Origin of the sequence: Streptomyces sp. NBC_00386, from assembly GCF_036063235.1 — a bacterium.
In the GTDB taxonomy this organism is placed as follows: domain Bacteria; phylum Actinomycetota; class Actinomycetes; order Streptomycetales; family Streptomycetaceae; genus Streptomyces.
The window spans coordinates 3,125,302-3,149,052 of the sequence record NZ_CP107950.1; the positions used below are offsets into that span (position 1 = coordinate 3,125,302).

18 protein-coding genes are annotated in these 23,751 nt (G+C 71.9%); 7 read left to right on the forward strand and 11 right to left on the reverse strand.

Features of this window, described 5'->3' with window-relative positions; translation table 11 throughout:
- Positions 1 to 7: 7 nt before the first annotated feature.
- The 3 genes from OG780_RS13530 to OG780_RS13540 all read right to left on the reverse strand — a co-directional run bounded on the left by OG780_RS13530 (position 8) and on the right by OG780_RS13540 (position 2,048).
- Positions 8 to 670 (reverse strand): NADPH-dependent F420 reductase, encoded by a 663-nt coding sequence (locus OG780_RS13530; protein WP_328447951.1) that lies wholly within the window; start codon positions 668 to 670, stop codon positions 8 to 10.
- A 190-nt stretch (positions 671 to 860) separates the two neighbouring features.
- Complete coding sequence (locus OG780_RS13535; RefSeq protein ID WP_328447953.1) at positions 861 to 1,073, reverse strand: EF-hand domain-containing protein; 213 nt, start codon at positions 1,071 to 1,073, stop codon at positions 861 to 863.
- 60 nt (positions 1,074 to 1,133) lie between these two features.
- On the reverse strand, positions 1,134 to 2,048 hold the full coding sequence (locus tag OG780_RS13540; RefSeq protein ID WP_328447955.1) for a helix-turn-helix domain-containing protein: 915 nt from the start codon (positions 2,046 to 2,048) through the stop codon (positions 1,134 to 1,136).
- A 54-nt stretch (positions 2,049 to 2,102) separates the two neighbouring features.
- Between OG780_RS13540 and OG780_RS13545 the strand changes: the two genes are divergently transcribed.
- The gene (locus tag OG780_RS13545) at positions 2,103 to 2,738 is read left to right on the forward strand and encodes a GNAT family N-acetyltransferase (protein WP_328447957.1); all 636 of its coding nucleotides are present in this window, start codon (positions 2,103 to 2,105) and stop codon (positions 2,736 to 2,738) included.
- A gap of 37 nt (positions 2,739 to 2,775) precedes the next feature.
- Here OG780_RS13545 and OG780_RS13550 read toward each other — a convergent pair whose 3' ends face one another.
- The 6 genes from OG780_RS13550 to OG780_RS13575 form a co-directional block, all read right to left on the reverse strand.
- A complete protein-coding gene (locus tag OG780_RS13550; protein ID WP_328447959.1) occupies positions 2,776 to 3,975 on the reverse strand; it encodes a YncE family protein in 1,200 nt (399 codons plus the stop codon).
- A complete protein-coding gene (locus OG780_RS13555; RefSeq protein ID WP_443062155.1) occupies positions 3,975 to 4,814 on the reverse strand; it encodes a polysaccharide deacetylase family protein in 840 nt (279 codons plus the stop codon). Before OG780_RS13555 ends, OG780_RS13550 begins: the two co-directional genes overlap by 1 nt.
- A gap of 334 nt (positions 4,815 to 5,148) precedes the next feature.
- Positions 5,149 to 5,652 carry an ATP-binding protein gene (locus OG780_RS13560; RefSeq protein ID WP_326785411.1) on the reverse strand — a complete coding sequence of 168 codons (504 nt, stop codon included), beginning with the start codon at positions 5,650 to 5,652 and terminating at the stop codon, positions 5,149 to 5,151.
- Between the two features lie 285 nt (positions 5,653 to 5,937).
- Positions 5,938 to 6,705 carry an enoyl-CoA hydratase/isomerase family protein gene (locus OG780_RS13565; RefSeq protein ID WP_326785412.1) on the reverse strand — a complete coding sequence of 256 codons (768 nt, stop codon included), beginning with the start codon at positions 6,703 to 6,705 and terminating at the stop codon, positions 5,938 to 5,940.
- A 169-nt stretch (positions 6,706 to 6,874) separates the two neighbouring features.
- Positions 6,875 to 8,122 (reverse strand): L,D-transpeptidase, encoded by a 1,248-nt coding sequence (locus OG780_RS13570; RefSeq protein WP_328447963.1) that lies wholly within the window; start codon positions 8,120 to 8,122, stop codon positions 6,875 to 6,877.
- A 168-nt stretch (positions 8,123 to 8,290) separates the two neighbouring features.
- A complete protein-coding gene (locus OG780_RS13575; RefSeq protein WP_328447965.1) occupies positions 8,291 to 9,520 on the reverse strand; it encodes a L,D-transpeptidase in 1,230 nt (409 codons plus the stop codon).
- Positions 9,521 to 9,671: 151 nt separating this feature from the next.
- Between OG780_RS13575 and glgX the strand changes: the two genes are divergently transcribed.
- The 5 genes from glgX to OG780_RS13600 all read left to right on the forward strand — a co-directional run bounded on the left by glgX (position 9,672) and on the right by OG780_RS13600 (position 19,625).
- Positions 9,672 to 12,008 carry a glycogen debranching protein GlgX gene (gene glgX, locus OG780_RS13580; RefSeq protein ID WP_443062156.1) on the forward strand — a complete coding sequence of 779 codons (2,337 nt, stop codon included), beginning with the start codon at positions 9,672 to 9,674 and terminating at the stop codon, positions 12,006 to 12,008.
- A gap of 223 nt (positions 12,009 to 12,231) precedes the next feature.
- Positions 12,232 to 14,025: an ABC transporter ATP-binding protein gene (locus OG780_RS13585; RefSeq protein ID WP_328447967.1), complete on the forward strand. Its 1,794-nt coding sequence runs from the start codon at positions 12,232 to 12,234 to the stop codon at positions 14,023 to 14,025.
- Complete coding sequence (locus OG780_RS13590) at positions 14,022 to 16,052, forward strand: ABC transporter ATP-binding protein (protein WP_328447969.1); 2,031 nt, start codon at positions 14,022 to 14,024, stop codon at positions 16,050 to 16,052. Before OG780_RS13585 ends, OG780_RS13590 begins: the two co-directional genes overlap by 4 nt.
- A gap of 46 nt (positions 16,053 to 16,098) precedes the next feature.
- The gene (locus OG780_RS13595) at positions 16,099 to 17,871 is read left to right on the forward strand and encodes an ABC transporter ATP-binding protein (RefSeq protein ID WP_328447971.1); all 1,773 of its coding nucleotides are present in this window, start codon (positions 16,099 to 16,101) and stop codon (positions 17,869 to 17,871) included.
- Complete coding sequence (locus OG780_RS13600) at positions 17,868 to 19,625, forward strand: ABC transporter ATP-binding protein (RefSeq protein ID WP_328447973.1); 1,758 nt, start codon at positions 17,868 to 17,870, stop codon at positions 19,623 to 19,625. Before OG780_RS13595 ends, OG780_RS13600 begins: the two co-directional genes overlap by 4 nt.
- A 185-nt stretch (positions 19,626 to 19,810) precedes the next feature.
- On the opposite strand, the gene OG780_RS13605 is transcribed toward OG780_RS13600, so the two are convergent.
- On the reverse strand, positions 19,811 to 20,230 hold the full coding sequence (locus OG780_RS13605) for a hypothetical protein (protein ID WP_328447975.1): 420 nt from the start codon (positions 20,228 to 20,230) through the stop codon (positions 19,811 to 19,813).
- A gap of 88 nt (positions 20,231 to 20,318) precedes the next feature.
- Positions 20,319 to 21,122 (reverse strand): TNT domain-containing protein, encoded by an 804-nt coding sequence (locus OG780_RS13610; protein ID WP_328447977.1) that lies wholly within the window; start codon positions 21,120 to 21,122, stop codon positions 20,319 to 20,321.
- Positions 21,123 to 21,678: 556 nt separating this feature from the next.
- On the opposite strand from OG780_RS13610, the gene OG780_RS13615 reads away from it, so the two are divergent.
- On the forward strand, positions 21,679 to 23,724 hold the full coding sequence (locus OG780_RS13615) for a M4 family metallopeptidase (protein WP_443062157.1): 2,046 nt from the start codon (positions 21,679 to 21,681) through the stop codon (positions 23,722 to 23,724).
- The last annotated feature ends 27 nt before the right edge of the window (positions 23,725 to 23,751 follow it).

Genomic DNA, 23,751 nt, shown 5'->3' on the forward strand with positions numbered 1-23,751 from the left:
CGGCCGCTCACCCGCGGAAGTCCGCCGCGCGCTCCGGGGACGCCTCCGCCAGTGCCTTCGTCACCGCGTCGCGGCCTTCCTGGAGGCCGTAGACGGGGGTGCCGGGCTGCTGGCGCCAGGAGTCGTCCAGTCCACCGGCGTCGACCGTGTCGAAGCCGATCTCGTCGATGAGGTCGCGTACGCGCCGCTTCGCCGCCGTGTCGTCGCCGGCCACCGGGAGTGCCATGCGGTCGGGGGCCCCGGCCGGACGGGCGCGGTCCAGGATGTCCTGCGCGTAGGTGCCGTTGAACGCCTTGACGACCGTGTGGCCGATCTGCCGGGCGGTCCAGCGGCTCTCGGTGAGGCCGTCGTCCTCGATCCCGGCGATCCTGCCGTCGCGCTGCCGGGGGTAGTAGTTGCCGGTGTCGATGACGGCGACGTCCTCGGCGGCTCCGTCCAGGATGCCGTCCGGCAGGTCCGGCACGGCCTTGAGCGGGATCGTGACGATCACGACGTCCGCGCCCTGTGCCGCCCGCTCGACCGTGACGGGGGTCGCCCCGGTCTCCTCGGCGAGCGCGCCGAGCGTCCGGGGACCACGGGAGTTGGCGACGGAGACGTCGTGCCCGACCGCGGTGAGCCGCCGCGTGAGGTTGCCGCCGATGTTGCCCGCGCCGATGATGCCGATCTTCATGAGACAGACCCTTCCGGGGTTGGTGCGCCTGATGGGCGCACCAACCCCGGAACCGGATCCCCTATTCCGGGGCATACGGCGCCCGGGTGAGCGGAACGGGAACGCCGGGGCCGTGGCGACCGGGCCGGCGGGTGCCGTCATGCCGAAGGGGCGCCCTCCGGGAGTCCGGCGGGCGCCCCTTCGGACGGCGTCACTTGTTCAGGTGGGTCCAGAACTCGTCGAACGAGAGAACCTTGTCGCCGTTGAGGTCACGGCTGGCGATGACGGCCTCCGCCACCGACTCGGTGACGTTCCAGTCGCCGCCCTGGGCGAGAGCGGTCTTGAACTCGGCTGCGGTGATGAACCCGTCACCGTCCGTATCGATCCGCTCGAACTGCTTGCGTGCTTCCTCGATGTCGGCCACCGATCCGCCCCTTCGTCGTGCATCACTGCATGCGTTACTGCCTTGTGTACGGAGGTCAGATTAACGGTCCGGGTGAGCGCGCAGTGCGGCGAGTACCCAGGCGAACTCCTCACGGTGCGCCGACAGCGGGTCCATGCCCCTGACCAGCGAGGCCAGCTCCCGGAAACGGGCCATCTCGGCGTGTGCCGCGGATTCCATCCGGGCGAGGACGGCGGCCCGGTCGGCGTCGCCGAGAAGCCGGCCGAGCACCGCGTCCGCCTCCGGCGAACCGGGCTCGACACCCCGCTCCAGCGCCTCGGCCGCGAGCCGCACCAGCCGGCTCATGAACCACACGGACGTTCCCGCCGGCACCTCCGGTCCCCGGTCCGCCGCGTTGAACTCGATCATCTCGCGCATCCGCGCCCGGAAGCCCGGGTCCTGGATCATCTCGGCCAGCTCCACCCAGGCGTCCACCTGCGCGGGTGTCGGGTCGTCCGGCAGATCACCGACGCTGAACCGCAGCCGGGTACGGATGTCGGGGTCCGCGGTGTCCAGGCCCCCGAAGGTCTCCTCCATGAAGTCGTCGATGATCCGCCCGCGTTCGGCGGCGGACAGTCGCGCCAGTTTGTTCATGAGTGTCGTCTCCTGTGCGCTCGAACCACGTCGTGCCACGGTCGACAGCACCGCCCTGGTCACTTTCAGCGAACGGATCTGGGCGTCCAGGGCCACCACATGGGCCGCCGCGACCTCCGCGACCGTCCGCTCGCCGGCCAGCACCCTGCGCACGTCGTCCAGGCCGAGACCCAGCTCGCGCAGGGTGCGGACCAGCTCCAGGCGGGCGACGCAGGAGGCGTCGTAGAGCCGGTAGCCGCCCGCGGAGCGGGTCACGGGGGCGAGAACGCCCTCGTCGGACCAGTAGCGGATGGTGCGCACGGTCAGGCCGGTGGCGCGGGCGAGCTCGCCGATGGTGAGAAGGCCGGTGCCGTCGTCGATCATGTCTGGGAGTCTGGGCCTTCCAGTGGGTGGAGACTCAAGCGACGGGGGACGGTCATGCCCGGCACTCTGCGCGACATTCTGGACGCCGCGGCCCGTGGAGTCTTCCCGCCGCCCGACGGCGCCACCACGGTCGTACGCCCGCACTCCCCCCGCGACACCGGCGTCCTCGCCTTCACCGCGCACTCGGTCGTCTTCACCGACGAGGACGAGGGCTGGGTGCGCGCCGCGCTGGGGGCCCTGGACTGCGACCCGCTCGCGGCGGCGATGAACCCGCGGTTCCTCGCCGCGCTCATGGAGCGGACGGGCCGGTCGAACGACACGGTGGACGTCCTGTCCGTCGCCGCCCCGCTCCCCGGCCCGGCGGCCCTCGCGCTCACGGAGATCGACGGCCTCGCCCACCCCCGGCTCACGGGTGCCCGCGGGCGGCGCGACGGCGTGCGGGCGTGGGCCGCGGACGGCGGGATCCTCGTCCTCGGGCAGGGAGTCGGGGGACGTCTGGAGGCCGCGGTGGAGGTGGACGAGGGCGTACGGCACCGGGGGCTGGGCCGGGCGCTGGCGTCGGCGGCGCGGCACCTGGCCGGCGAACCGGTCTGGGCCCAGGTGGCCGCGGGGAACGCCCGCAGTGCGCGGGCGTTCCAGGCGGCGGGCTACCGGCCGGTGGGTGCGGAGGCTCTGCTTCTGCCCCGCTGAGCGGCACGACGGCTCTGCTTCTGCCCCGCCGACCGGGTCAGCGGAAGATGCCGGTGTGGCCGAGCGAGTAGCGGCCGGGCTGGGGGTAGACGGCGAGGCCGTGCGGACCGCTGCCGACCGGGATACGGGCGATCTGGTCGCCGGTGCGGGTGTCGAGGGCGTACACCTCCGAGTTGTACCGGCCGGAGAGCCACAGGACCTTGCCGTCCACCGAGACGCCGCCCATGTCGGGGCTGCCTCCGTCGGGCAGGCGCCACTTCTTGGTGAGGCGGTTCTGCGTGAAGTCGAAGATGGAGATGGTGCCCTCGCCGCGGTTGGAGATGTACATCTCGCGCGAGTCCCGGCTGACGTACAGTCCGTGGGCGCCCTTGCCCGTGTGCAGCAGGGTCGGTTCGGTGAACTTGTCGCCGTCGAGGATCCATACGCCGTTGGCCATCATGTCGGCGATGTAGAACTTCTTGCCGTCCGGTGAGATCTTCACGTCCTGCGGCATCGCCCCGTGGAACGGCAGCCTCTGCTGGCCGATCACCTTCATCCGCTCGGTGTCGACCTTCAGGAGTTCACCGCTGAACTCGCAGGAGACGATGAAGTAGCGGCCGTCCGGGGAGAAGTCGGCGTGGTTGACGCCGTAGCAGCTGACCGGCTCCGCCTTGACGGTGTTCATGGTGTGCGCGTCACGGAAGACGAGTTCGCGGTCGAGGGAGGCCATCACGATCGCGTACTTGCCGTCGGGCGTGAAGTAGAGGTTGTACGGGTCGTGCACGTCGACCGGCTTGCCCGCCTTGCCGGTCTTCGGGTCGATGGGGGTGAGGGTGTTGCCCCGGTCGTTGTTGACCCACAGGGTCTTCAGGTCCCAGGAGGGGACGACGTGCTGGGGCTGGACACCGACCGGGATCGTCTCGATGACCTTGTACGTCTTCGGGTCGATGACCGTGACCGTGTTGGAGTTGGTGTTGGGCACGTAGACGCGGGACGGGAAGTCCTTGACCACCGGGGAGAGCCGGTTCGGGCGGTCGGCGGCGTAGACGTCCGCGGGGTCCAGCAAGGGGGGCATGCCGGGCAGTCCCTGGACGACCGGTTTCTTCACCGGGGCGGGCCGGACGGCCGCCTTGGTGGTGCTGTGCGTCCGGTCGGCGTGGTCCTGGGAGGAACCGCCGCAGCCCGCGAGGAGGGCCAGCGCGGTGAGGGCGGCGCCAGCGATCAGCACGCGGCGTGGGGAGGAGGGTGGCGTCAGCATCAGCTCAGCAGCTCCGTGGTGGTGACCGCGCCGAGGCCGCGGCGGTCGAGTTCGTGCAGAAGGCCGGGGAGGGCGGCGACCGTGCCGGCGTATCCGAAGTGCAGGCTCACGACGGAGCCGGGCCGGACCTCGGCCAGTACCTTGCGGGTGACGGCGGTGGCTCCCGGCGAGGTGTAGTCGAGGGAGTCGACGTCGTAGGAGAGCGTGTGCGGGTAGCCCGCGTCGCGGGCGAGGCGTTGGACCAGGGGGGAGGCCCGGGGGCTGCGGGAGGGCCGGAACCAGGTGCCGATCGAGCCGGTGAGCCGCCTGAGGCGGTCCGCGCAGCCCCGGATCTCCGCCGCCGCCTCCGTCTCCGTCATCGCGTTGATGTCGAGATGACGCAGGGTGTGGTTGCCGAGGTCGTGGCCGCCGTCGAGGATGCGGCGGGCGATGTCCGGGTGCTCGTCCAGCCAGGTGCCGACGGCGAGGACGGTGACCCGGGCGCCCGCCTTCTCCGCTTCGCCGAGAAGCGCCTTCGCCACGGCGGGGTCGCCTTGGCCGTGGAAGGTGAGGGCCACTCTGGACGGGTGGGTGCGGGGGCCGTGGGTGATCTCGGCGGGTCGGCCGGGGTAGCGGCGGGGTGCGGGGGCGAGCGCGGAGGCTCCGCGGGTCGCCGTGGCGGGGGGCGCGCTGGGCGCGGCCGGAGGTGTCGTGAGGTCGTGGGGCCGGCTGGTTCGCGGGGCGGAACAGCCGGCGGTCGCTCCGGCGGCGAGGGTTCCTGCGGTGAGCGCGAGTCCCGTGAGCAGGGCAGCGCGCCGGGGCGGGGCGGGGGCTGCGTGGTCTTCGGCGGACGTGGTCACCGGACCATTTAAGGGTGAATCAGCCGAAAAACCGGCGATTGGTCCGACTGGGTGGTGGTGCGGGTCGCCTCGCGGCGTGCGCGTACGGGCCGTACGGGGCCGCGGGACCCAGGGGCGGAGCGGCGCCCTCTGTTTTGGATCAACCGACCGGGTCTGCGATAGTCGCGGTGCGACCTCCACCCATTGACCCGGGCCACGGTTGTCGCCGGTGGCGCGGTTCACACCCCAATTCGTTCCGCGTCACCCCGCAAGCCCCGGCTGCCACGCGGCCGGGGCTTATGCGCGCCCGGAGGAAGGGCCGACGGCCGGAAACGGAGCGGCGGCCGGAAGCGGGTCAGCGGTCGGCGACGCGCATTTCGAACCAGGTGGTCTTGCCGCGGGGCAGCAGGTCGACACCCCAGCGGTCGGAGAGCTTGTCGACGAGGAAGAGGCCCCGGCCGCTCAGGTCCAGTTCCTGGACCGGCATGAGACAGGGAAGGCCGCGGGAGGGGTCACGGACCTCGATACGGATCCAGCCGCGGCGGCGGCGCGTGCGGAGTCCGAAGACGCGGGCGCCGGTGTGCCGTACGGCGTTGCCCACGAGTTCGGAGACGAGTAAGACCGCGTCCTCGGTCATCTTCGGGGACAGGCCCCAGTGCCGCAGGACCACGACCTGGGTGAGCCGCCGCGCGGTGGCCGCGGACTCCGGGCGGGACGGCAGCAGCACCTCCGACTCGGTCGGATTGCCGAACAACTCCAGCGCCTTGAGCGCTCGTTCGTCCTCGACCGCAGGCGTCCAGCGCGCCGCGGTCGCACTTCCGTGCCGCCGCGGCTGTTCCATACCCTCCAGCCCCGCCATGCCCCCCATCATGGCCGCCCGGCGCCCGCTCCGGGGCCGTTCCGAAGGAATAGGCCCCCCGGAACGCGACATTCCACACTATTCGATCGGCATATGCCAAGGGCAGTTCGGAGGCGACGGGAGCCCGTCCGACCTGCCGGAACAGGCCGGTCGGGGGCAATCGCCGCCGCCTCTCGACAAGGTGGGCTTAAGGCTGTCTTAAGCCAGGGATAAAGCGCCCCATCGAGGGACGCGGTTATGACACCGCGTCAACCGCGAGGGGACCGGCGGTGACGCGGCGGAGGCTCAGAGGAACTTCGCCTTGCCGGGGCCCTCTTCCACGAAGCTCCGCATGCCCCGCTCGCGGTCCTCCGTCGCGAACAGGCCCGCGAACCAGTTCCGCTCGATGGTCAGCCCGGTCTCGATGTCCGTCTCCAGACCCGCGTCGATGGACTCCTTCGCGGCGCGCAGCGCGATGGCCGGGCCCTGCGCGAGCCGGGCGGCCCAGGCGTGTGCCTCGGTGTAGACGTCGGCGGCGGGGACGACCCGGTCGACCAGGCCGAGCGCGAGGGCCTCGTCGGCCTTGACCATGCGGCCGGTGAAGATGAGGTCCTTGGCCTTGGAGGGGCCGATCAGCCGGGACAGGCGCTGGGTACCGCCGGCGCCGGGGATCAGGCCGAGCAGGATCTCGGGCTGGCCCAGCTTGGCGTTGTCCCCGGCGATGCGGTAGTCGGCGCACAGGGCCAGTTCACAGCCGCCGCCGAGCGCGTATCCGGTGACGGCGGCGACGACGGGCTTGGGGATGCGGGCGACGGCGGTGAAGGAGTCCTGCAGGGCCCGGGACCGCACGACCATCGCGGCGTGGTCCATGGCCTGCATCTCCTTGATGTCCGCGCCCGCCGCGAACACCTTCTCCCCGCCGTACAGCACCACGGCGCGGACGTCCGGCCGGATCGTGGCCTCCTCGGCCAGCTCCTTGAGACGGTCCTGCGTCGCCACGTCCAGGGCGTTCATGGGAGGGCGGTCCAGGCGGATGGTGCCCACGCCTTCGGCCACTTCGAGATGCACAGTCATGGAAGCAGGTTAGTGGCCGTTAACGGCAACGGGCCGGGTGTGCTGAGTCACAGCACACCCGGCCCGGTGGGGAGCGGTCGGGCGACGGGGCCGGAAACGGTCACGCGAGCCGGGCGAAAGCCGTCACGCGGTCCGGTCCTCGGTCCTCACGCGCTCCTGTCCTGCGAGATCACTTGGTCCAGTCCGCCCAGGAGATGTTCCAGCCGTTGAGGCCGTTGGCCGGGTCGACCGTCGGGTCGGTGGAGTTCTTCACGACCACCACGTCACCGACCATCGAGTGGTTGAAGAACCAGGCGGCCGGCACACCGCTGTCGTAGCCGCCGCGCACGTCCCGCAGGCCGATGCAGCCGTGGCTGGCGTTGTAGTTGCCGAAGGCGCCGCCGCCCCAGTAGTTGCCGTGCACGAAGGTGCCGGAGTTGGTCAGGCGCATGGCGTGCGGGACGTCCTTGATGTCGTACTCGCCGTCGTAGCCGACCGTGTCGCCGTTCATCCGGGTCACGGTGAACTTCTCGCTGATGACCATCTGGCCGTTCCAGGTGGCGTAGCCGGGCTTGCCGGTGGTCACCGGGATGGTCTTGACGACCTTGCCCTCCTGCATGACCTTCATCGTGTGCTTCTTGGCGTCCACGACGGACACCTGGTCGCGGCCGATGGTGAAGGAGACGGTCTTGGCCTGCTTGCCATAGACGCCCTTGCGGCCCTCGACGCCGTCGAGGTTCAGCTTCACGGTGACCTTGGTACCGGCCTTCCAGTACTTCTCGGGCCGGAAGTCGAGGCGGTCGTTGCCGAACCAGTGGCCCTGGACGTCGACGGCCGGCTCGGTCGTGATCTTGATGGCCTTCTCGACGTCGTCCGGCTTGGTGATGCCCCGGGTGAAACGGACCGAGAACGGCATGCCGACGCCGACCTTGGAGCCGTCCTCGGGCGTGAAGTTGCCGGTGAAGGTGTTCCGCGGGCTCAGCGTCGTGAAGGACGAGTCCTCCGCCGCCGTGCGGCCCTCGGAGTCCTTCGCGACCGCGTGCACCTGGTACTTGGTGGACGCCGCGAGGTGCGTGGCGGCCGTCCAGCCGCTGCCGTCGGCCGATATCTCGCCGTCGACCTTCGTGCCCTCGTCGTCCTTGACGGTGACCTCGGTCAGTTTGCCCTTACTGGCCGTGACCTTGAGGGTGCCGCTGGTGTCGACGTCCTTGGCACCGGCCTTCGGCGCGATCGTGACGACGGCCACCGACTGCTTGCTCTCCGCGGTGGTGCTGCCCTTGCCGTCCTTGTCCTTCCCTCCGGACCCCGAGTCCGTTCCCCCGCCCCCGCCGCAGGCCGTGACGGCCAGCAGCGCACCGCCGACGATCACCGCCCACCGCTTGTTGCGGCCGCGTGAGCGTCCACCTGCCGACGCCCACGATACCGGTCGCACGTTCACAGTCTTTCTCCCCTCGCAAGGCCTGATCAGGCCCCCACCCCAGCGCGTCCCGCGCGATCACTGGCGCATATTAACCTCACGGTTTTGAGCTCCGTGTCAGGTCAATGTCACCGTTCAGTCGCAACTTGGACCATCGACCGCGAAGATGGTTGCACCGGGGAGCGAAGATCAGTCGACTGCGCTGCCGGCCTTCCACTCCTTCCAGCCCATGTTCCAGCCGCCGAGTCCGTTGTCGGGGGCCACCTTCTTGTCCTTGCTGTGGACGACCTCGACGACGTCCCCGATGAGGCTGCGGTCGAAGAACCAGCCCGCCGGGGTGTCGGAGCTGCCGCCCTTCACGTCCCGCAGCCCCACGCAGCCGTGGCTCACGTTGGTGTTGCCGAAGGCGTCCGGCGCCCAGTAGTTGCCGTGCAGGAAGGTTCCGGAGTCGGTCAGGCGCATCGCGTGCGGGACGTCGGGGATGTCGTACTCGCCGCCGAAACCGACGGTCCGGCTGTTCATCCGGGTCACCTCGAGCATCTCGGTGACGACCATCTTCCCGTTGTACGTCGTCGTCTTCGGCGCCCCGGCCGTGATCGGCACCGTGGCGAGGAGGTTGCCTTCACGGCGTACCTCCATGGTGTGGGCGCGGGCGTCGACGAGGGACGTCTGGTCGCGGCCGACGGTGAACGAGAAGGTCCTGGACTGGAGTCCGTACACGCCGGGTGCCCCTTCGACGTCGCGCAGCCGCAGCGCCACGGTGACCTTCGTGCCCGGCTTCCAGTAGCGCTCGGGACGGAAGTCGACGCGTCCGCCGCCGAACCAGTGCGCGCGGATCTCGACCGCGGGCCGCGCCTCGACGCGGATGGCGCGTTCGACGGCGGCCCGGTTCTCGATCTCCCGGTTGAACTCCAGGGAGACGATCATCCCGGTGCCGACGACGGAGCGGTCCTCCGGGGTGACGTACCCGATGAACCGCTCGTCGGGGACGGCCGTGGTGAACGTGGTGTGCCGGGCCGAGCGGTGCCCGCCGCCGTCCAGGGCCACCGCGTCCACGGTGTACTTGGCGGCCAGGGCGAGCCGCGCGTCGTCCGGTCTCCAGGACAGGCCGTCGTCGCTGATGTGTCCCGGTACGGGTGACTCCCGGGCGTCCTGGGACTTGACCACCTTCACGGACTCCAGGCGACCGCCGGGCACCCGTACCAGCAGTGCCTCCCGCGGCCGTACGCCCTTGGTGTTGTCGTCGGGCGAGACGTGGATGACGTCCTTCGGCGACCGTGGTTTGCCGAACGCCTCCCCGATCCCGTCCGAGATTCCGCCGGAGGTGCAGCTGGAGGCTCCGGCCAGCAGACCGGCCCAGGTCAGTACGGTGGCCAGCGCGGCCCCTGCGCGCCGCGCGCGCGTGTGTACGTGCTTCACAAGGGACCCAACGACGCCGCCCCTCCGGGGAAACGTGAGTGCGAGCCACGCTCTGGGCAGAACAGTGGGGAGGACGACGCGCCAAGGAGCCGCGGCCGGGACGCCGTGCACCCTTTTCCGTGCCGTTCCACGAGCCGTGGGAGGCTGACCGGTGTCGAGCGCACCCGAGCAGGAGGCGGTCCACGAGGGACGCGCCGCGGGCGGCGGGCTGCCCGCGCAGACCGTCACGGACCCGGCGGGGCCGCCCGCCGCCGCACCGCCCGCCGCCGTGCCGGCGCCCGCGGACCCGGCGGTGGAGCCGGCCGCTCCCGCGCTGAACGGCTCACGGCGCCCCGCGGCGCCTCCCGTCGCTGTATGGCCGGGTGCCCCGACCCCGCTCGGAGCACGCTTCCGGGTCGGCCCCGACGGCACCACGGGCACCAACTTCGCCCTGTGGGCGGGCGGCGCGGAGGCCGTCGACCTGTGCCTCTTCGACGAGGAGGGCGTCGAGACCCGCGTCCCGCTCACCGAACTCACCCACGAGATCTGGCACGGCTTCGTCCCCGGTGTGCTCCCCGGCCGCCGCTACGGCTTTCGGGTGCACGGCCGCTGGGACCCGTGGACCGGCGCCCGCTGGAACCCGGCGAAGCTGCTCCTGGACCCGTACGCCCGTGCCGTGGACGGCGACTTCACCCTGCCGCCCGAGGTGTACGGCCATGTCCGCGACTGGCCGCAGCAGCAGGTCGCCGACACCGTGCGCGACGACCGCGACTCGGCGCCCCTCGTCCCCAAGGGCGTCGTCGTGCAGGACGACGACGACTGGTCGGACGACCACCGCCCCAAGACCCCGTGGGCGGACTCGGTCATCTACGAACTGCACGTGCGCGGATTCACCCGTCTGCACCCCTCGATCCCCGAGGAACTGCGCGGCACGTACGCCGGACTGGCGCACCCGGCGGCCATCGAGCACCTGGTGAACCTCGGGGTGACGGCGGTGGAGCTGCTGCCGGTGCACCAGTTCGCGCACGAGGACCACCTGCTGCGCCGGGGCCTGAAGAACTACTGGGGCTACAACTCGATCGGCTACTTCGCCCCGCACGCGGGCTACGCCGCCTCCGGCACGAGGGGCGAGCAGGTCGGCGAGTTCAAGCGGATGGTGCGCGCGCTGCACGCGGCGGGGATCGAGGTCATCCTCGACGTCGTCTACAACCACACCGCGGAGGCCGGCGAACTGGGCCCGATGCTGTCGCTGCGCGGCATCGACAACCGGGGGTACTACCGGCTCCAGTCGGACGCCCGCCGCTACACGGACTACACGGGCTGCGGCAACACCCTGCACGTCGTGCAGCCGCAGGTGCTGCGGCTGATCACGGACTCGCTGCGGTACTGGGTCACCGAGATGGGCGTCGACGGTTTCCGCTTCGACCTGGCGGCCGCGCTCGCCCGGTCCATGCACGACGTCGACATGCTGTCGCCGTTCCTCGCCGTCATCGCCCAGGATCCCGTGCTGCGCCGGGTCAAGCTGATCGCCGAACCGTGGGACGTCGGCTCCGGCGGCTATCAGGTCGGCGCCTTCCCGCCCCTGTGGACGGAGTGGAACGACCGCTACCGCAACGCCGTCCGGGACTTCTGGCGCGGGGCGCTGCCCGACGTACGGGATCTGGGCTACCGCCTGTCCGGGTCGAGCGACCTGTACGCGTGGGGCGGCCGGCGCCCGTACGCCTCCGTCAACTTCGTGACCGCGCACGACGGTTTCACCCTGCGCGACCTCGTGTCGTACGAGCGCAAGCACAACGAGGCGAACGGCGAGGGCAACCGGGACGGCACCGACGACAACCGGGCCTGGAACGGCGGGACGGAGGGCGAGAGCGCGGACGACGGCCTGCGGGCCCTGCGACGGCGCCAGTTGAGGAACCTGCTGACGACGCTGCTGCTGTCGACGGGGGTGCCGATGCTGGTCGCCGGGGACGAGTTCGGGCGCACCCAGCGGGGCAACAACAACGCCTACTGCCAGGACAACGAGATCAGCTGGGTCGACTGGTCGCTGCTGGACGACCCCGGCTGGCGGGCGCTGTTCGAACTGACGTCCCGTCTGATCGCGCTGCGCCACGCGCATCCCGTGCTGCGCCGCCGGGCCTTCTTCTCCGGGCGGGCGCACTCGGCCGACGGACTGCGGGATCTGGCCTGGTTCACCGCGCGGGGCACCGAGATGACGGAACGGGACTGGTACGCGCCCGCCGCGACCCTCGGCATGTATCTGTCCGGCCGGGACATCCCCGGACGGGACGCGCGGGGCGCCCCGGTCGTCGACGACAGCTTCCTCGCCGTGCTGCACGCCGGGGACCGGCCGGCCTCCTTCGACCTGCCGGGGGCGCCCTGGGCCGCGGCGTACGAGGTGGTCGTGGACACCTCGCGCGAGGATCAGACGGCGGCACCCGCGCTCACGCACCGGGCGGGCACGGCGATCACGGTGCCGGCGCGGTCGGTGCTGCTGCTCAGGGTCCACTGAGGGCGCGGCCCCGCGGAGGGGCGGGCTGGGGGCGCGGCCCCTCGGGGGCGGGCGCGCGCCCTCCCGAGGCGACATCGGCCGATCGGCCGATGCGGCGGTACGACCCGTCGGACGCCCGCTCCGGGAGTCCGACGGACGTCCGCCCCCGGAGCGCTTCGAACGATTCAGGTGCGCCCAAAAACTCGGTGGGCACTGTCAGTGGTGAAACGTAGGCTCGCTGATGATGACCACATCCGATGCAGCCGCCCCGGACCACCCCGACCGTTCGACCGTACGCAGCCTGCTGCGCCTGTGGCCGTATGTACGCCCGGTGCGGGCGCGGCTGTTCTGCGCGGCGTTCGTCGCGGTGGTCGCATCCTGTCTGGCGCTGGTGTTCCCGCTGATCCTGAAGTGGATGGTGGACGGCCCGGTCACCGGGCACGATCCGGCGGGTGTCTGGCTCGGGGCGCTGTATCTGCTGCTGCTCGGTATCGCCGAAGCCGTTCTGTTCGGGCTGCGCCGATGGCTGGTGGCCCGCCCGCTGGCCGGTGTCGAGGCGGCGATGCGGGCCGATCTGTACCGGCATCTGCAGCGTCTGCCGGTCGCCTTCCACGACCGCTGGGCCTCGGGCCAGCTGCTCTCCCGGGCGACCACCGATCTGATGCTGGTCCGCATGTTCCTGGCGTTCCCGCTGACCTTCCTGCTGGTGAACACCGTGACGATCACCGCGGGCATCGCCATCATGCTGGCCCAGCAATGGACCCTCGGGCTGGTGCTCCTCGCCCCCGCCGTCCCCGTCATGATCGTCTGCTGGTTGTTCGAGCGGCGCTACTCGGAGGTGGCGCGGCGGGCGCAGGACCAGGTCGGCGACCTGACGACGGTGGTCGAGGAGAGTGTGCTCGGCATCCGGATCATCAAGGGGTTCGGGCGCCATCGCAGCCAGGCGCGCGCGTTCCGCGAGCTGTCCCGGACCCTGCGCGGCACGGAACTGGTCAAGGCCCGGCTGCTCGCCTCCATCTGGGGCGTCATCGTCACCCTGCCCGAGTTCGCCATCGGCGCCGCCCTCGTCCTCGGCACGGTCCAGGTCGCCGACGGCCGTCTCTCCGCCGGCACGCTGGTCGCGTTCCTGTCGACCGCGCTCGCCCTGCGCTGGCCCGTCGACTCGATCGGCTTCCTCCTCGCGATGAGCCAGGAGGCCGGGACGGCCACGGAGCGGTACTTCGAGGTCATGAACGCGACGCCGGAGTCGGACGGCGCGGCCACCGCGCTCACGGCCGAAGGAGGCGACGGCGAGGGCGGACTGCGGTTCCACGGCGTCGAGTTCCGCTATCCCGACGCCCCCGCGGACACTCCCCCGGTGCTGGCCCGCATCGACCTGCACGTCCGCCCCGGCGAGAGCATGGCGCTCGTCGGCGCCACCGGCACCGGCAAGACCACCCTCACCGCGCTCGTCCCCCGCCTGCACGAGGTGACCTCCGGCCGGATCACCCTGGACGGCCGGGACATCACCGGGATGCCCCGCGAGGAGCTGCGCGAACTCGTCGCCGTCGCCTTCGAGGAACCCACCCTCTTCTCGGCCACGGTCGGCGAGAACGTCCTGATGGGCGCGCCCGAGACCGCCGGCCGCGCGGAGCTGGACCGCGCCCTCTCCGTCGCGCAGGCCGACTTCGCGCACACGCTGCCCCAGGGCACGGGGACGCAGGTCGGCGAACAGGGCCTCAGCCTCTCCGGCGGGCAGCGGCAACGGCTCGCGCTGGCCCGCGCGGTGGTCGGCCGGCCCCGCTTCCTCGTGCTCGACGACCCGCTGTCGGCGCTGGACGTGCACACCGAGGCGGCGGTCGAGGCCGCGCTGCGCCGGGTGCTGGCGGAGACGACCGCGCTGATCGTGGCGCACCGCCCGTCCACGGTCCTGCTGGCCGACCGGGTGGCCCTGATCTCCGACGGCCGGATCGCGGCGGTCGGCACCCACCACGAACTGCTGCGCACCCATGCCGAATACGCCCACCTGATGTCGGGTGCAGAGGAGGACGACCGATGACGGCGGCGCCCACGACCACCGCACCGGACAAGGAACCGAACGAGGAACCGGACGGAGGAACCGGAACGGGTCCCGGTGAGGGAACGGACAGCGGCCGAAGCGGCGGACCGGACGCGGGCCGGAACGACGGAACCGGCAGCGGCACCCACACCGACGCCGGCACCGGCACCGGCCCGGACGACGGACCGGGCGGTCCGCGCCGAAAGGGCCGGGCGGCACCGGAACCCGCGCCGTACGAGGACCCCTTCGACCACGACACCCTGCCCACTCCCCCGGGCGCGACCGCGACGCTGCTGCGCTCCCTGCTCGCCCCGCTCCGGGCCCGGGTCGCCGTGACCACCGTTCTGCTGCTGCTCCAGCAGGCCGCCGTGCAGGTGGGCCCGCTGCTGGTGGCGTACGCCATCGACCGTGCCGTACCGGCCTTCCGGCAGGACGACCACGGGCCGCTGATCGCCGTGGGCGTCGCCTACCTGCTGTGTGCGGCGGCCTCCGGCGGCCTCCAGTACGCCTTCATCATCGCCTCGGCCCGGGTCAACCAGGACGTGCTGCTCGATCTGCGCGGGCGGATCTTCCGGCACGCCCAGGCGCTCAGCATCGACTTCCACGAGCGCTACACCTCGGGCCGGCTGATCTCCCGCTCCACGACGGACGTCGAGTCGCTGCGCGAACTGCTCAGCGAGGGGCTCCAGGAACTCGTCACCGTCATCCTGTCCTTCGTCTACATCTCGGCGATGCTGCTCTGGCTGGACGCCGGCCTGGGCGCGGTCGCGGTGGTCTCCTTCGTGCCGCTGTATCTGCTCATCCGCCGCTACCAGCGCCGCGCGGGCCGGATCTTCGCGATCCGCTCGACGACGATCGCCGCGGTGATCGTGAAGTTCGCGGAGACGATGAACGGCATCCGGCCGGTGCGCGCTTTCCGCCGGGAGGCCGCCAACGAGGCCGAGTTCGGGGTGCTCAACCGGCGGCACGAGAGGACGAACGGCGACGCCCTGCTGGAGATGGCCCGCTATGTCGTGGGCTCCCGGCTCGTCGCCAACACGGCGGTCGCGGGCATCGTGCTGTGGGGCGCCCACCGGGTGGCGTCGGGTTCGCTGGCGCTCGGTGTGCTCGCCGCGTCGGTCCTCTATCTGCGCCGGCTCTACGACCCCATCGACCGCCTCGGCATGTTCCTGAACTCCTACCAGTCCGCCGCGGCCTCGCTGGAGAAGATCGCCGGTCTGCTGGCCCAGACGCCGTCCGTGCCGGAGCCGTCCGTGCCCCGGCAGCTGCCCGCCCTCGCCTCCGAACACCCCGGCCGCGAGGTCGTGTTCGACGAGGTCCGCTTCGCGTACCGCACCGGCGGGGAGGTCCTGCCCTCCTTCTCGCTCACGCTGCCCGCCGGACAGACGGTGGCCGTGGTCGGCTCGACCGGCGCCGGCAAGTCGACACTGGCCAAACTCCTGGCCCGGTTCTACGACCCCACCGAGGGCCGGGTCCTGCTCGACGGCGTCGATCTGCGCGAGCTGCCGGTGCCCGAACTGCGGCGCGGGGTGGTGATGGTGACCCAGGAGGCGTTCCTGTTCTCGGGCACGGTCGCCGAGAACATCGCGATCGGCCGCCCCGAGGCGTCCCGCGAGGAGATCGAGCAGGCGGCGAAGGCGATCGGCGCGCACGACTTCATCAGCGCCCTGCCCGACGGCTACGACACGGACGTACGCAAGCGCGGCGGCCGGATCTCCGCGGGCCAGCGTCAACTCGTGGCCTTCGCACGGGCCCTGCTCGCCGACCCGGCCGTCCTGATCCTCGACGAGGCGACCAGTTCCCTGGACATCCCGGGCGAACGGGCCGTTCAGCGCGCCATGTCGACGGTCCTGCGGGGGCGTACGGCGGTGGTCATCGCGCACCGGCTGTCGACGGTGGCGATCGCCGACCGGGTGCTGGTGATGGAGCACGGGCGGGTCGTCGAGGACGGCACACCCGCCGAACTCGTCGCGGGCACGGGCCGGTTCGCCGACCTGCACCGGGCCTGGCGCGACAGCCTCGTGTAGTGGCGGACGGGCGGAAGAGGTCGGACGAAGGGGCGGACGAAGCGCGATGATCGACACGTACGCGGCGCCGGGGACACCGGACCGCCGGGGCGGCTGGCGGTTCCTGTGGTGGCTGGTCACCCGGCAGACACACCGGTCGGTCACCGGAGCGGCGGTCTCCACCGTGTGGATGGGACTCATGGCGCTGACGCCGTATCTGCTGTCCCGGGCGATCGACGACGGACTGGAGCCGCGCGACGGGGCGGCGCTGGCGGGCTGGACGGCCGCCGTGCTCGGTACCGGAGTGTTCAACGCCGGTCTGGGTGTCGTACGCCACCGCACGATGACCCAGGTCCGGATGGACGCCAACTTCCGTACGGTCAAACTCGTGGTCGAGCACGCGGCCCGGCTCGGCGCGGCCCTGTCGCGGCAGATCGGCACGGGGGAGATCATCACGGTCGGCGTGCGCGATGTGGACACGATCAGCAGGTCGCTGACCGTCGTCGGACCCGGTCTGGCCGCGGTCGTCACCTACGGCGTCGTGGCCGCGCTGCTGCTGCCGGTCTCGGTGCAGCTGTCGGCGGTGCTCCTGCTCGGGGTTCCGCTGACGGCCGTGCTCGTCGGGCCGTTGACGCTCCGCCTGCAGGGGACCGAGACGGGGTACCGGGAACGCCAGGCCGTCCTGACCGCGCGCATCGGCGATCTCGCGGGCGGTCTGCGCGTCCTGAACGGGCTGGGCGGCAAGGGACTGTTCGCGGACGCGTTCCGCCGTGACGCGCGGAAGCTGCGTGAACAGGGTTACCGGGTCGGCGCGGTGACGAGCTGGATCCAGGCGCTCGGCGTGGGACTGCCGTCCGTCCTGCTGGCCGCGGTGACCTGGCTGGCGGCCCGGCTGGCCGCCCAGGGAGACATCACCATCGGCCAGTTGGTGTCGGTGTACGGCTATGTCGCGGTCCTCGTCCTGCCGGTGTACTTCTTCATCGACTGCGGCTACGAACTCTCCCGGGGCGTGGTCGCCGCCCGGCGCGTCGTCAGGTTCCTGTCCCTGGAACCCGTCGCCTCTCCCCCGGACGCGTTCGACGCCCCGGAGTTCCCGGCTGCTCTGCACGATCCGGAGTCCGGGGTCCGGGTGGTCCCGGGACGGCTGACCGTGCTGGCCGGAGCCCGCCCCGACCGGTCCGCGGCCGTGGTCGACCGGCTCGGCCGGTACGCCGCCTCGGACGTGACCTGGGGCGGCGTACGGCTCGATCAGGTCGCGCTGCCCCAGGTGCGCGACCGGATCCTGGTCGCCGAACACGAGGCCGACCTGTTCGCGGGCGTCCTGCGCGACCTGGTCCGAGGACGCCGGGACGCCGACGAGGAGACCGTCGACCGGGCCGTGCGCGCGGCCGCCGCCGACGACATCGTCCTCGGGCTGCCGGGCGGCCTCGACGCGGCCGTCGACGCGCAGGGCCGGAACCTGTCCGGCGGGCAGCGGCAGCGGGTCCGGCTGGTGCGCGCGTTCCTCGCGGATCCCGAGGTGCTGCTCGCCCTGGAGCCGACCTCGGCGCTCGACGCCCACACCGAGGCCAAGGTCGCCGCCCGGCTGCGCGCCGCCCGCTCGGGCCGTACGACCCTCGTGACCAGCACGTCACCGCTCGTACTGGACCACGCGGACACCGTCTGCTTCCTCGTCGACGGCAAGGTGGCGGCCACCGGCACCCACCGCGAACTCCTGCGGAGCCAGCCGGGATACCGGTCGCTGGTGGCCCGTGACACGGAGCCGGACGAGGACGCGGGTACGTGTGAGGAAGGGGACGCGGATCCGATGGCGGGCGTGGACGAGGAGGTCGTGCTGTGACGGGCCGACTGCCGGTGGCGGGGCGCGCCGAGGTGCGGCGGGCGGCGCTACGGCTGATCCGGGCGGACGGACGGGTGTTCGCCGCCGTGCTCGCTCTCAACGCGCTGGCCGCGGGCGCCGGTCTGGCCGGCCCCTGGCTGCTCGGGCGGATGATCGACGACGTACGCGACGGCGCGGGTGTGGAGGCGGTGGACGGGCCGGCGCTCGTCATCCTCGTGGCCTCGCTGGTCCAGCTGCTGCTGTCGCGCTGGGCCGGGTACGTGGCGTACCGCTTCGGCGAGCGGACCCTCGCGCGGGTGCGGGAGGAGTTCGTGGAGCGGACGCTGACGCTGCCCGCGTCGGTCGTGGAACGCGCGGGCACCGGCGATCTGACGGCACGCGGCACCGGCGACGTCACGGTGGTGGGCAACACCCTGCGCGACGCGGGACCCCAGCTGCTGATCTCCGGCGCGCAGGCGCTGTTCGTCCTCGTCGCCGTCTTCGCCATCGACCCGCTGCTCGGCGCCTGCGGGGTGCTCGGACTGGCCGGCATCGGGTTCGCGCTGCGCTGGTATCTGCGCCGGGCGCGCGCCGCCTATCTCGCCCAGGAAGCCGCCACCTCGGAGGTCGCCGAGATCCTCGCGGCCACGGCGTCCGGCGCCCGCACGGTGGAGGCGTTCGGGCTGCGCGGGACCCGGATCCGGGCGGCCCGGGACGCGCTGGAGGTCTCCCGGGTGACGCGGATGCGGACGCTGTTCCTGCGCAGCGTGTTCTTCCCGGCGGTGGACATCTCGTACGTCGTGCCGGTCGTCGCCGTCCTCCTGGCGGGCGGCGCGCTGCACGCCCGGGGCACGCTGAGCCTCGGCACCGTGGTCGCCGCGACGCTGTATCTGCACCGGCTCGCCGACCCGCTCGACCAGATCCTGAACCAGGTCGAGCAACTGCAGAGCAGCGGCGCCTCGTTCGCCCGCGTGGAGGGCCTGGCCGGGGCGCCGCGCTCCGCGCCGGCCGGTTCCCCCGTACCGGTGGACGACCGGATCGACGTCACCGGCGTGCGGTACGCGTACGACGGCGGCGGCGAGGTGCTGCGCGGGGTCGATCTGACGGTGCGGCCCGGGGAACGGCTGGCCGTCGTGGGCCCCTCGGGCGCCGGGAAGACCACGCTGAGCAGACTGCTGGCGGGGGTCGACGCTCCGGGCAGCGGGACGGTGACCGTCGGGCGGGTGCCGGTCGTCGACCTCGACCCGGAGCAGCTGCGCCGGCACGTCGTCCTCGTCACCCAGGAGCACCATGTGTTCCTCGGCACGGTCCGCGACAACCTGCTCATCGCCGAACCGGGCGCCGACGACACCGAGTTGTGGGCGGCACTGGCGGCCGTCGGCGCCGACGACTGGGCCGGGGAGCTCCCGGACGGGCTGGACACCGAACTGGGGCCGGAGGCCCTGCGCGTCGACGGCTCACGGGCCCAGCAGCTGGCGCTGGCCCGGGTGGTGCTCGCCGACCCGCACACCTTGATCCTCGACGAGGCCACGGCGCTCCTCGATCCGACGACCGCCCGGCACACGGAGCGTGCGCTGGCCACCGTGCTGGAGGGCCGCACCGTCATCGCGATCGCCCACCGGCTGCACACCGCCCATGACGCCGACCGGGTGGCGGTGATGGAGGACGGCCGGCTGACCGAACTGGGCACGCACGACGAACTGGTGGCGGCCGACGGGCCGTACGCGGCGTTGTGGCACTCATGGCACGGGGACGGGAGTCCCTCACCCAGCTGATCCGCACCCCCGCGCTCCCTCCCGTTCCGGTCCGTCCCGCGCCGATCCGTCCCGCGCCGATCCGTCCCGCGCCGATCCGTCCCGCGCTCCCTCCCGTTCCGGTCGCCCCACGGGGGAAGGGCCAGTGCGCGGCAGGAGTGTCCGGCCGTTCCCGCCGGATCCCCGGCGCCCGGCGCCCGGCGCCCCTACGCGGGGCCGTCTCCATCCGCGGGCTTTCCGGGGTGCTCCCGGCCGGGCGTCCCGGCCGCCCGGCGGCTCAGCTCGGCGAGGGCCGCTTCGAGTTCGTCGTCGGCCTGTCGTCGCAGGGCCTCGGGGTCGGGTCCCGGACCGGCCGGCTCTCCGGGCGCGGGGGCGGGGTCCGTGGGGGACGGTTCCCCGCCGAGGAGCCGGTCGTGGATCCACCGGCAGGCCTCTCCCTCGTCGGCGAACCGCTCGAAGACCTGGCGGGTCCCCCGCTCGTGGACGCCCACGGTCCAGTCCCCCTCGTGACCGTCGAGGAAGTAGCGGTCGGCCGCGCGGTGGCGGCCGGGGCAGTCCGCGATCTCGTACGACGTGGCGGGGACCCCGGCCTCTTCGAGGGCCCGGCACAGCGCGAACCGGTCCATGCGCTCGGCCTTCCGCCGGGCGGAGCCGGCCCGGTCGTCGCCGGGACCGGCTTCCGCGCGCGTACGTGTGCCACCGTGAGGGGGCGGGTCAGTCGTTGGTGCGCACCAGCGTGCCGTTGCCCACGAGGTCCGCCACCGTGGTGCGGGGGATGTCCGGGCAGAACCGGCTCGACGTCACGTACTGGGTGCCGAGGCCGGGCTGCTCGAACCCGGGGGCGGTCTTACCCGCGCAGACCGTCACGTCCTTGGCCAGCCGGTAGGTGTGGTAGTTGTACGGGTACCGCGGGTCCATGGTGTTGAGGCTCGACGGCGGGATGACACGCTTGCCGTACTTGGTGCCCTCCGGGGCGAGGAAGCGGCCCGCCTCGCTGCCGAAGCGGTCGAGCCTCAGGCCGGCGTGGAGCACCAGCGGGGTGGCGAGCACCGTCCCGTTCCGGTGGGTGTAGCCGTCGTCCGGCGGGTAACGCCAGTCGCCCTGGCCCGAGTCGGCGGTGGGGTCCCACCACTTGTCGAGGAACTTCACGGCGGTGAGACGGCCGAGGCGTTCGTAGCGGTCGAGGATGTTCCCCAGCGCGCCCCTGGTCGGCAGCCGGCGGGGGCCCAGCCGCCAGTCACCGCAGAAGAAGAGGCGCTGCAGCCTCGGCGGGACGGGATCCGGCACGAGCCCCCGGCACACGCGCGAGGTGTCGGAGCCGCCCTGCCCGTCCGCCGGCTTCACGTGCCCGGGGGCCGGCTTCGGCCCCGGGGTGGCGGACAGGGCGTGAACGGTGCCGGTCGTACGGCTGTCGCCGGGATGGGCGGCCGCCGCGGACGGGAGGGAGGCGCCGAGCATCAGAGAGCCGGTCAGGCCTCCCAGCGCCGCCAGGCTCGCACACCAATGTGACCTTCTCACCAAACCTCCTGCGGGTGTACCTGTCCGGATCGCACCGCCTCGCCCGGTCGAAGGCACCGGGTACGGACCGGAATGTCGGGGATCACTCAAACCGCAGCGGCGGGAGGCGGGCGAGCGGACGTGCCGGAAAGCCCCCGAAAGGGTCTGGGCTTCATTCCGTTGCTGACGGCGGGCCGGTCATCTGGCGGTACGCGCCGCCGGGCCGGAGTCTCACGCCGGGGCACCCGAGGCGTTGGCCGAAACACCGTCACACCATCGCGCCGTCGCCCGTCACGCCGGGACGAACACCCGAAGGCCAGTCCGTATACCGAACATGACTAACCGGACAACGAACGGTTTCCGGCCATTTTGGTGACGCGGTCCTGACAGAAAGGGTTATCTCCTGCCACTCTTCCCTCGGCGACTTCACAGCAACCTCACAGCAACAACCGCTGTGTTGAGCCGTACGACCCCATGCACCTGGTTCCGCGTAACGCCCAGTTCTGCCCGGACGGGCCACTCCATCGTCCGGTCTCCCCTGGCCGCGCGACCCGCGGCCATGCAGAAGGAGTCAGTGTTGAGCAGCAGTTCTCCCCACAGACGCACCTCCCACATCACCAAGCGCCGCGTCGCCGGTGTCGCCCTCGTCGGCGTCACCGCCCTGCTGGCCGCGGCCGTCCAGTCGGGCGCCGCGAGCGCCGCACCCGAGCAGGCCCCCCGGGCCGGACGGGTCAACCCGGGCGCCGTCTCCATGAAGCTCACCGCGTCACAGCGCGCCGAGCTGATACGCGACGCCGACGCGGCCAAGGCCACGACCGCCCGGGACCTGGGTCTCGGCTCCGGCGAGAAGCTCGTCGCCCGTGACGTCATGAAGGACGCCGACGGCACCGTCCACACCCGCTACGAGCGGACGTACGAGGGACTGCCGGTCCTCGGCGGCGACCTGGTCGTCGACACCTCCAAGTCCGGGAAGACCGGGCACGTCTACAAGGCGACGAAGGCGTCCCTGAAGGTCGCCACCCTCAAGCCCGCGGTCGCCGCCGGAACGGCGGAGAAGCAGGCGCTGTCCGCCGCCAAGGACGCCGGTTCGAAGAGCACCGCCGCCGACCGCGCGCCCCGCAAGGTGATCTGGGCCGCGAGCGGCAGGCCGACCCTGGCCTACGAGACGGTCGTCGGCGGCCTCCAGGACGACGGCACCCCCAACGAGCTGCACGTCATCACCGACGCGGCCACCGGCAAGAAGCTCTACGAGTACCAGGGCATCGAGACCGGCGTCGGCAACACCCAGTACAGCGGCCAGGTGACCCTGACGACCACGCAGTCGGGCTCCAACTACACGCTCACCGACGGCGCGCGCGGCGGCCACAAGACGTACAACCTGAACCACGGGACGTCGGGCACCGGCACGCTCTTCTCGCAGACGAGCGACACCTGGGGCAACGGCACCACGTCGAACGCCGCCACGGCCGGCGCCGACGCGCACTACGGCGCCGCCGAGACGTGGGACTTCTACAAGAACACGTTCGGCCGCAGCGGCATCAAGAACAACGGCGTCGGCGCCTACTCCCGCGTGCACTACGGCAATTCGTACGTGAACGCGTTCTGGGACGACGGCTGCTTCTGCATGACCTACGGCGACGGCTCCGGGAACGCCGACCCGCTGACCGCGCTGGACGTCGCGGGCCACGAGATGAGCCACGGCGTCACCTCCAACACCGCGGGGCTCAACTACTCGGGCGAGTCCGGCGGTCTGAACGAGGCGACGTCCGACATCTTCGGCACCGGCGTGGAGTTCTACGCCAACAACTCGACCGACGTGGGCGACTACCTCATCGGCGAGAAGATCGACATCAACGGCGACGGCACCCCGCTGCGCTACATGGACAAGCCGAGCAAGGACGGCGGGTCCAAGGACTCCTGGTACTCGGGGGTCGGCAACGTCGACGTGCACTACTCGTCGGGTGTCGCCAACCACTTCTTCTACCTGCTGAGCGAGGGCAGCGGCGCCAAGGTCATCAACGGCGTCAGCTACAACTCGCCCACGTCCGACGGGCTTCCGGTCACCGGCATCGGCCGCGACAAGGCGCTGGCGATCTGGTACCGCGCGCTCACCACCAAGTTCACCTCGACCACCAACTACGCGGCGGCCCGCACCGGCACGCTCGCGGCGACGGGTGAGCTGTACGGCACGACGAGCGCCGAGTACACCGCGGTGCAGAATGCCTGGGCGGCCGTGAACGTCGGGACGCGTCCCGGCGGTGGCGGCGGTGGCGGTACGTCGTTCGAGAACACGGCCGACGTATCGATTCCGGACAACGGCGCGGCGGTCACCTCCTCGATCACGGTCAGCGGCCGTACCGGCAACGCCCCGTCGAACCTCGCGGTGGCCGTGGACATCGTGCACACCTGGCGCGGTGACCTGGTGATCGATCTGGTCGCCCCCGACGGCTCGACGTACCGCCTGAAGAACTTCAGCTCGTCCGACTCGGCGGACAACGTGAACGCGACCTACACGGTCAACGCGTCCTCCGAAGTCGCCAACGGCACCTGGAAACTGAAGGTCCAGGACCAGGCGGCCCAGGACACCGGCTACATCAACAGCTGGAAGCTCACCTTCCCGTAGGCCGCGGCGGAAGTCCGCACGCGAGCA

Bases quoted from the DNA above. Each gene is read 5' to 3' on its own strand.
- OG780_RS13530 (WP_328447951.1), bottom strand. From the start codon at position 670: ATGAAGATCGGCATCATCGGCGCGGGCAACATCGGCGGCAACCTCACG.
- OG780_RS13540 (WP_328447955.1), bottom strand. From the start codon at position 2,048: ATGATCGACGACGGCACCGGCCTTCTCACCATCGGCGAGCTCGCCCGC.
- OG780_RS13545 (WP_328447957.1), top strand. From the start codon at position 2,103: ATGCCCGGCACTCTGCGCGACATTCTGGACGCCGCGGCCCGTGGAGTC.
- OG780_RS13550 (WP_328447959.1), bottom strand. From the start codon at position 3,975: ATGCTGACGCCACCCTCCTCCCCACGCCGCGTGCTGATCGCTGGCGCC.
- OG780_RS13560 (WP_326785411.1), bottom strand. From the start codon at position 5,652: ATGGCGGGGCTGGAGGGTATGGAACAGCCGCGGCGGCACGGAAGTGCG.
- OG780_RS13565 (WP_326785412.1), bottom strand. From the start codon at position 6,705: ATGACTGTGCATCTCGAAGTGGCCGAAGGCGTGGGCACCATCCGCCTG.
- OG780_RS13585 (WP_328447967.1), top strand. From the start codon at position 12,232: ATGACCACATCCGATGCAGCCGCCCCGGACCACCCCGACCGTTCGACC.
- OG780_RS13590 (WP_328447969.1), top strand. From the start codon at position 14,022: ATGACGGCGGCGCCCACGACCACCGCACCGGACAAGGAACCGAACGAG.
- OG780_RS13595 (WP_328447971.1), top strand. From the start codon at position 16,099: ATGATCGACACGTACGCGGCGCCGGGGACACCGGACCGCCGGGGCGGC.
- OG780_RS13605 (WP_328447975.1), bottom strand. From the start codon at position 20,230: ATGGACCGGTTCGCGCTGTGCCGGGCCCTCGAAGAGGCCGGGGTCCCC.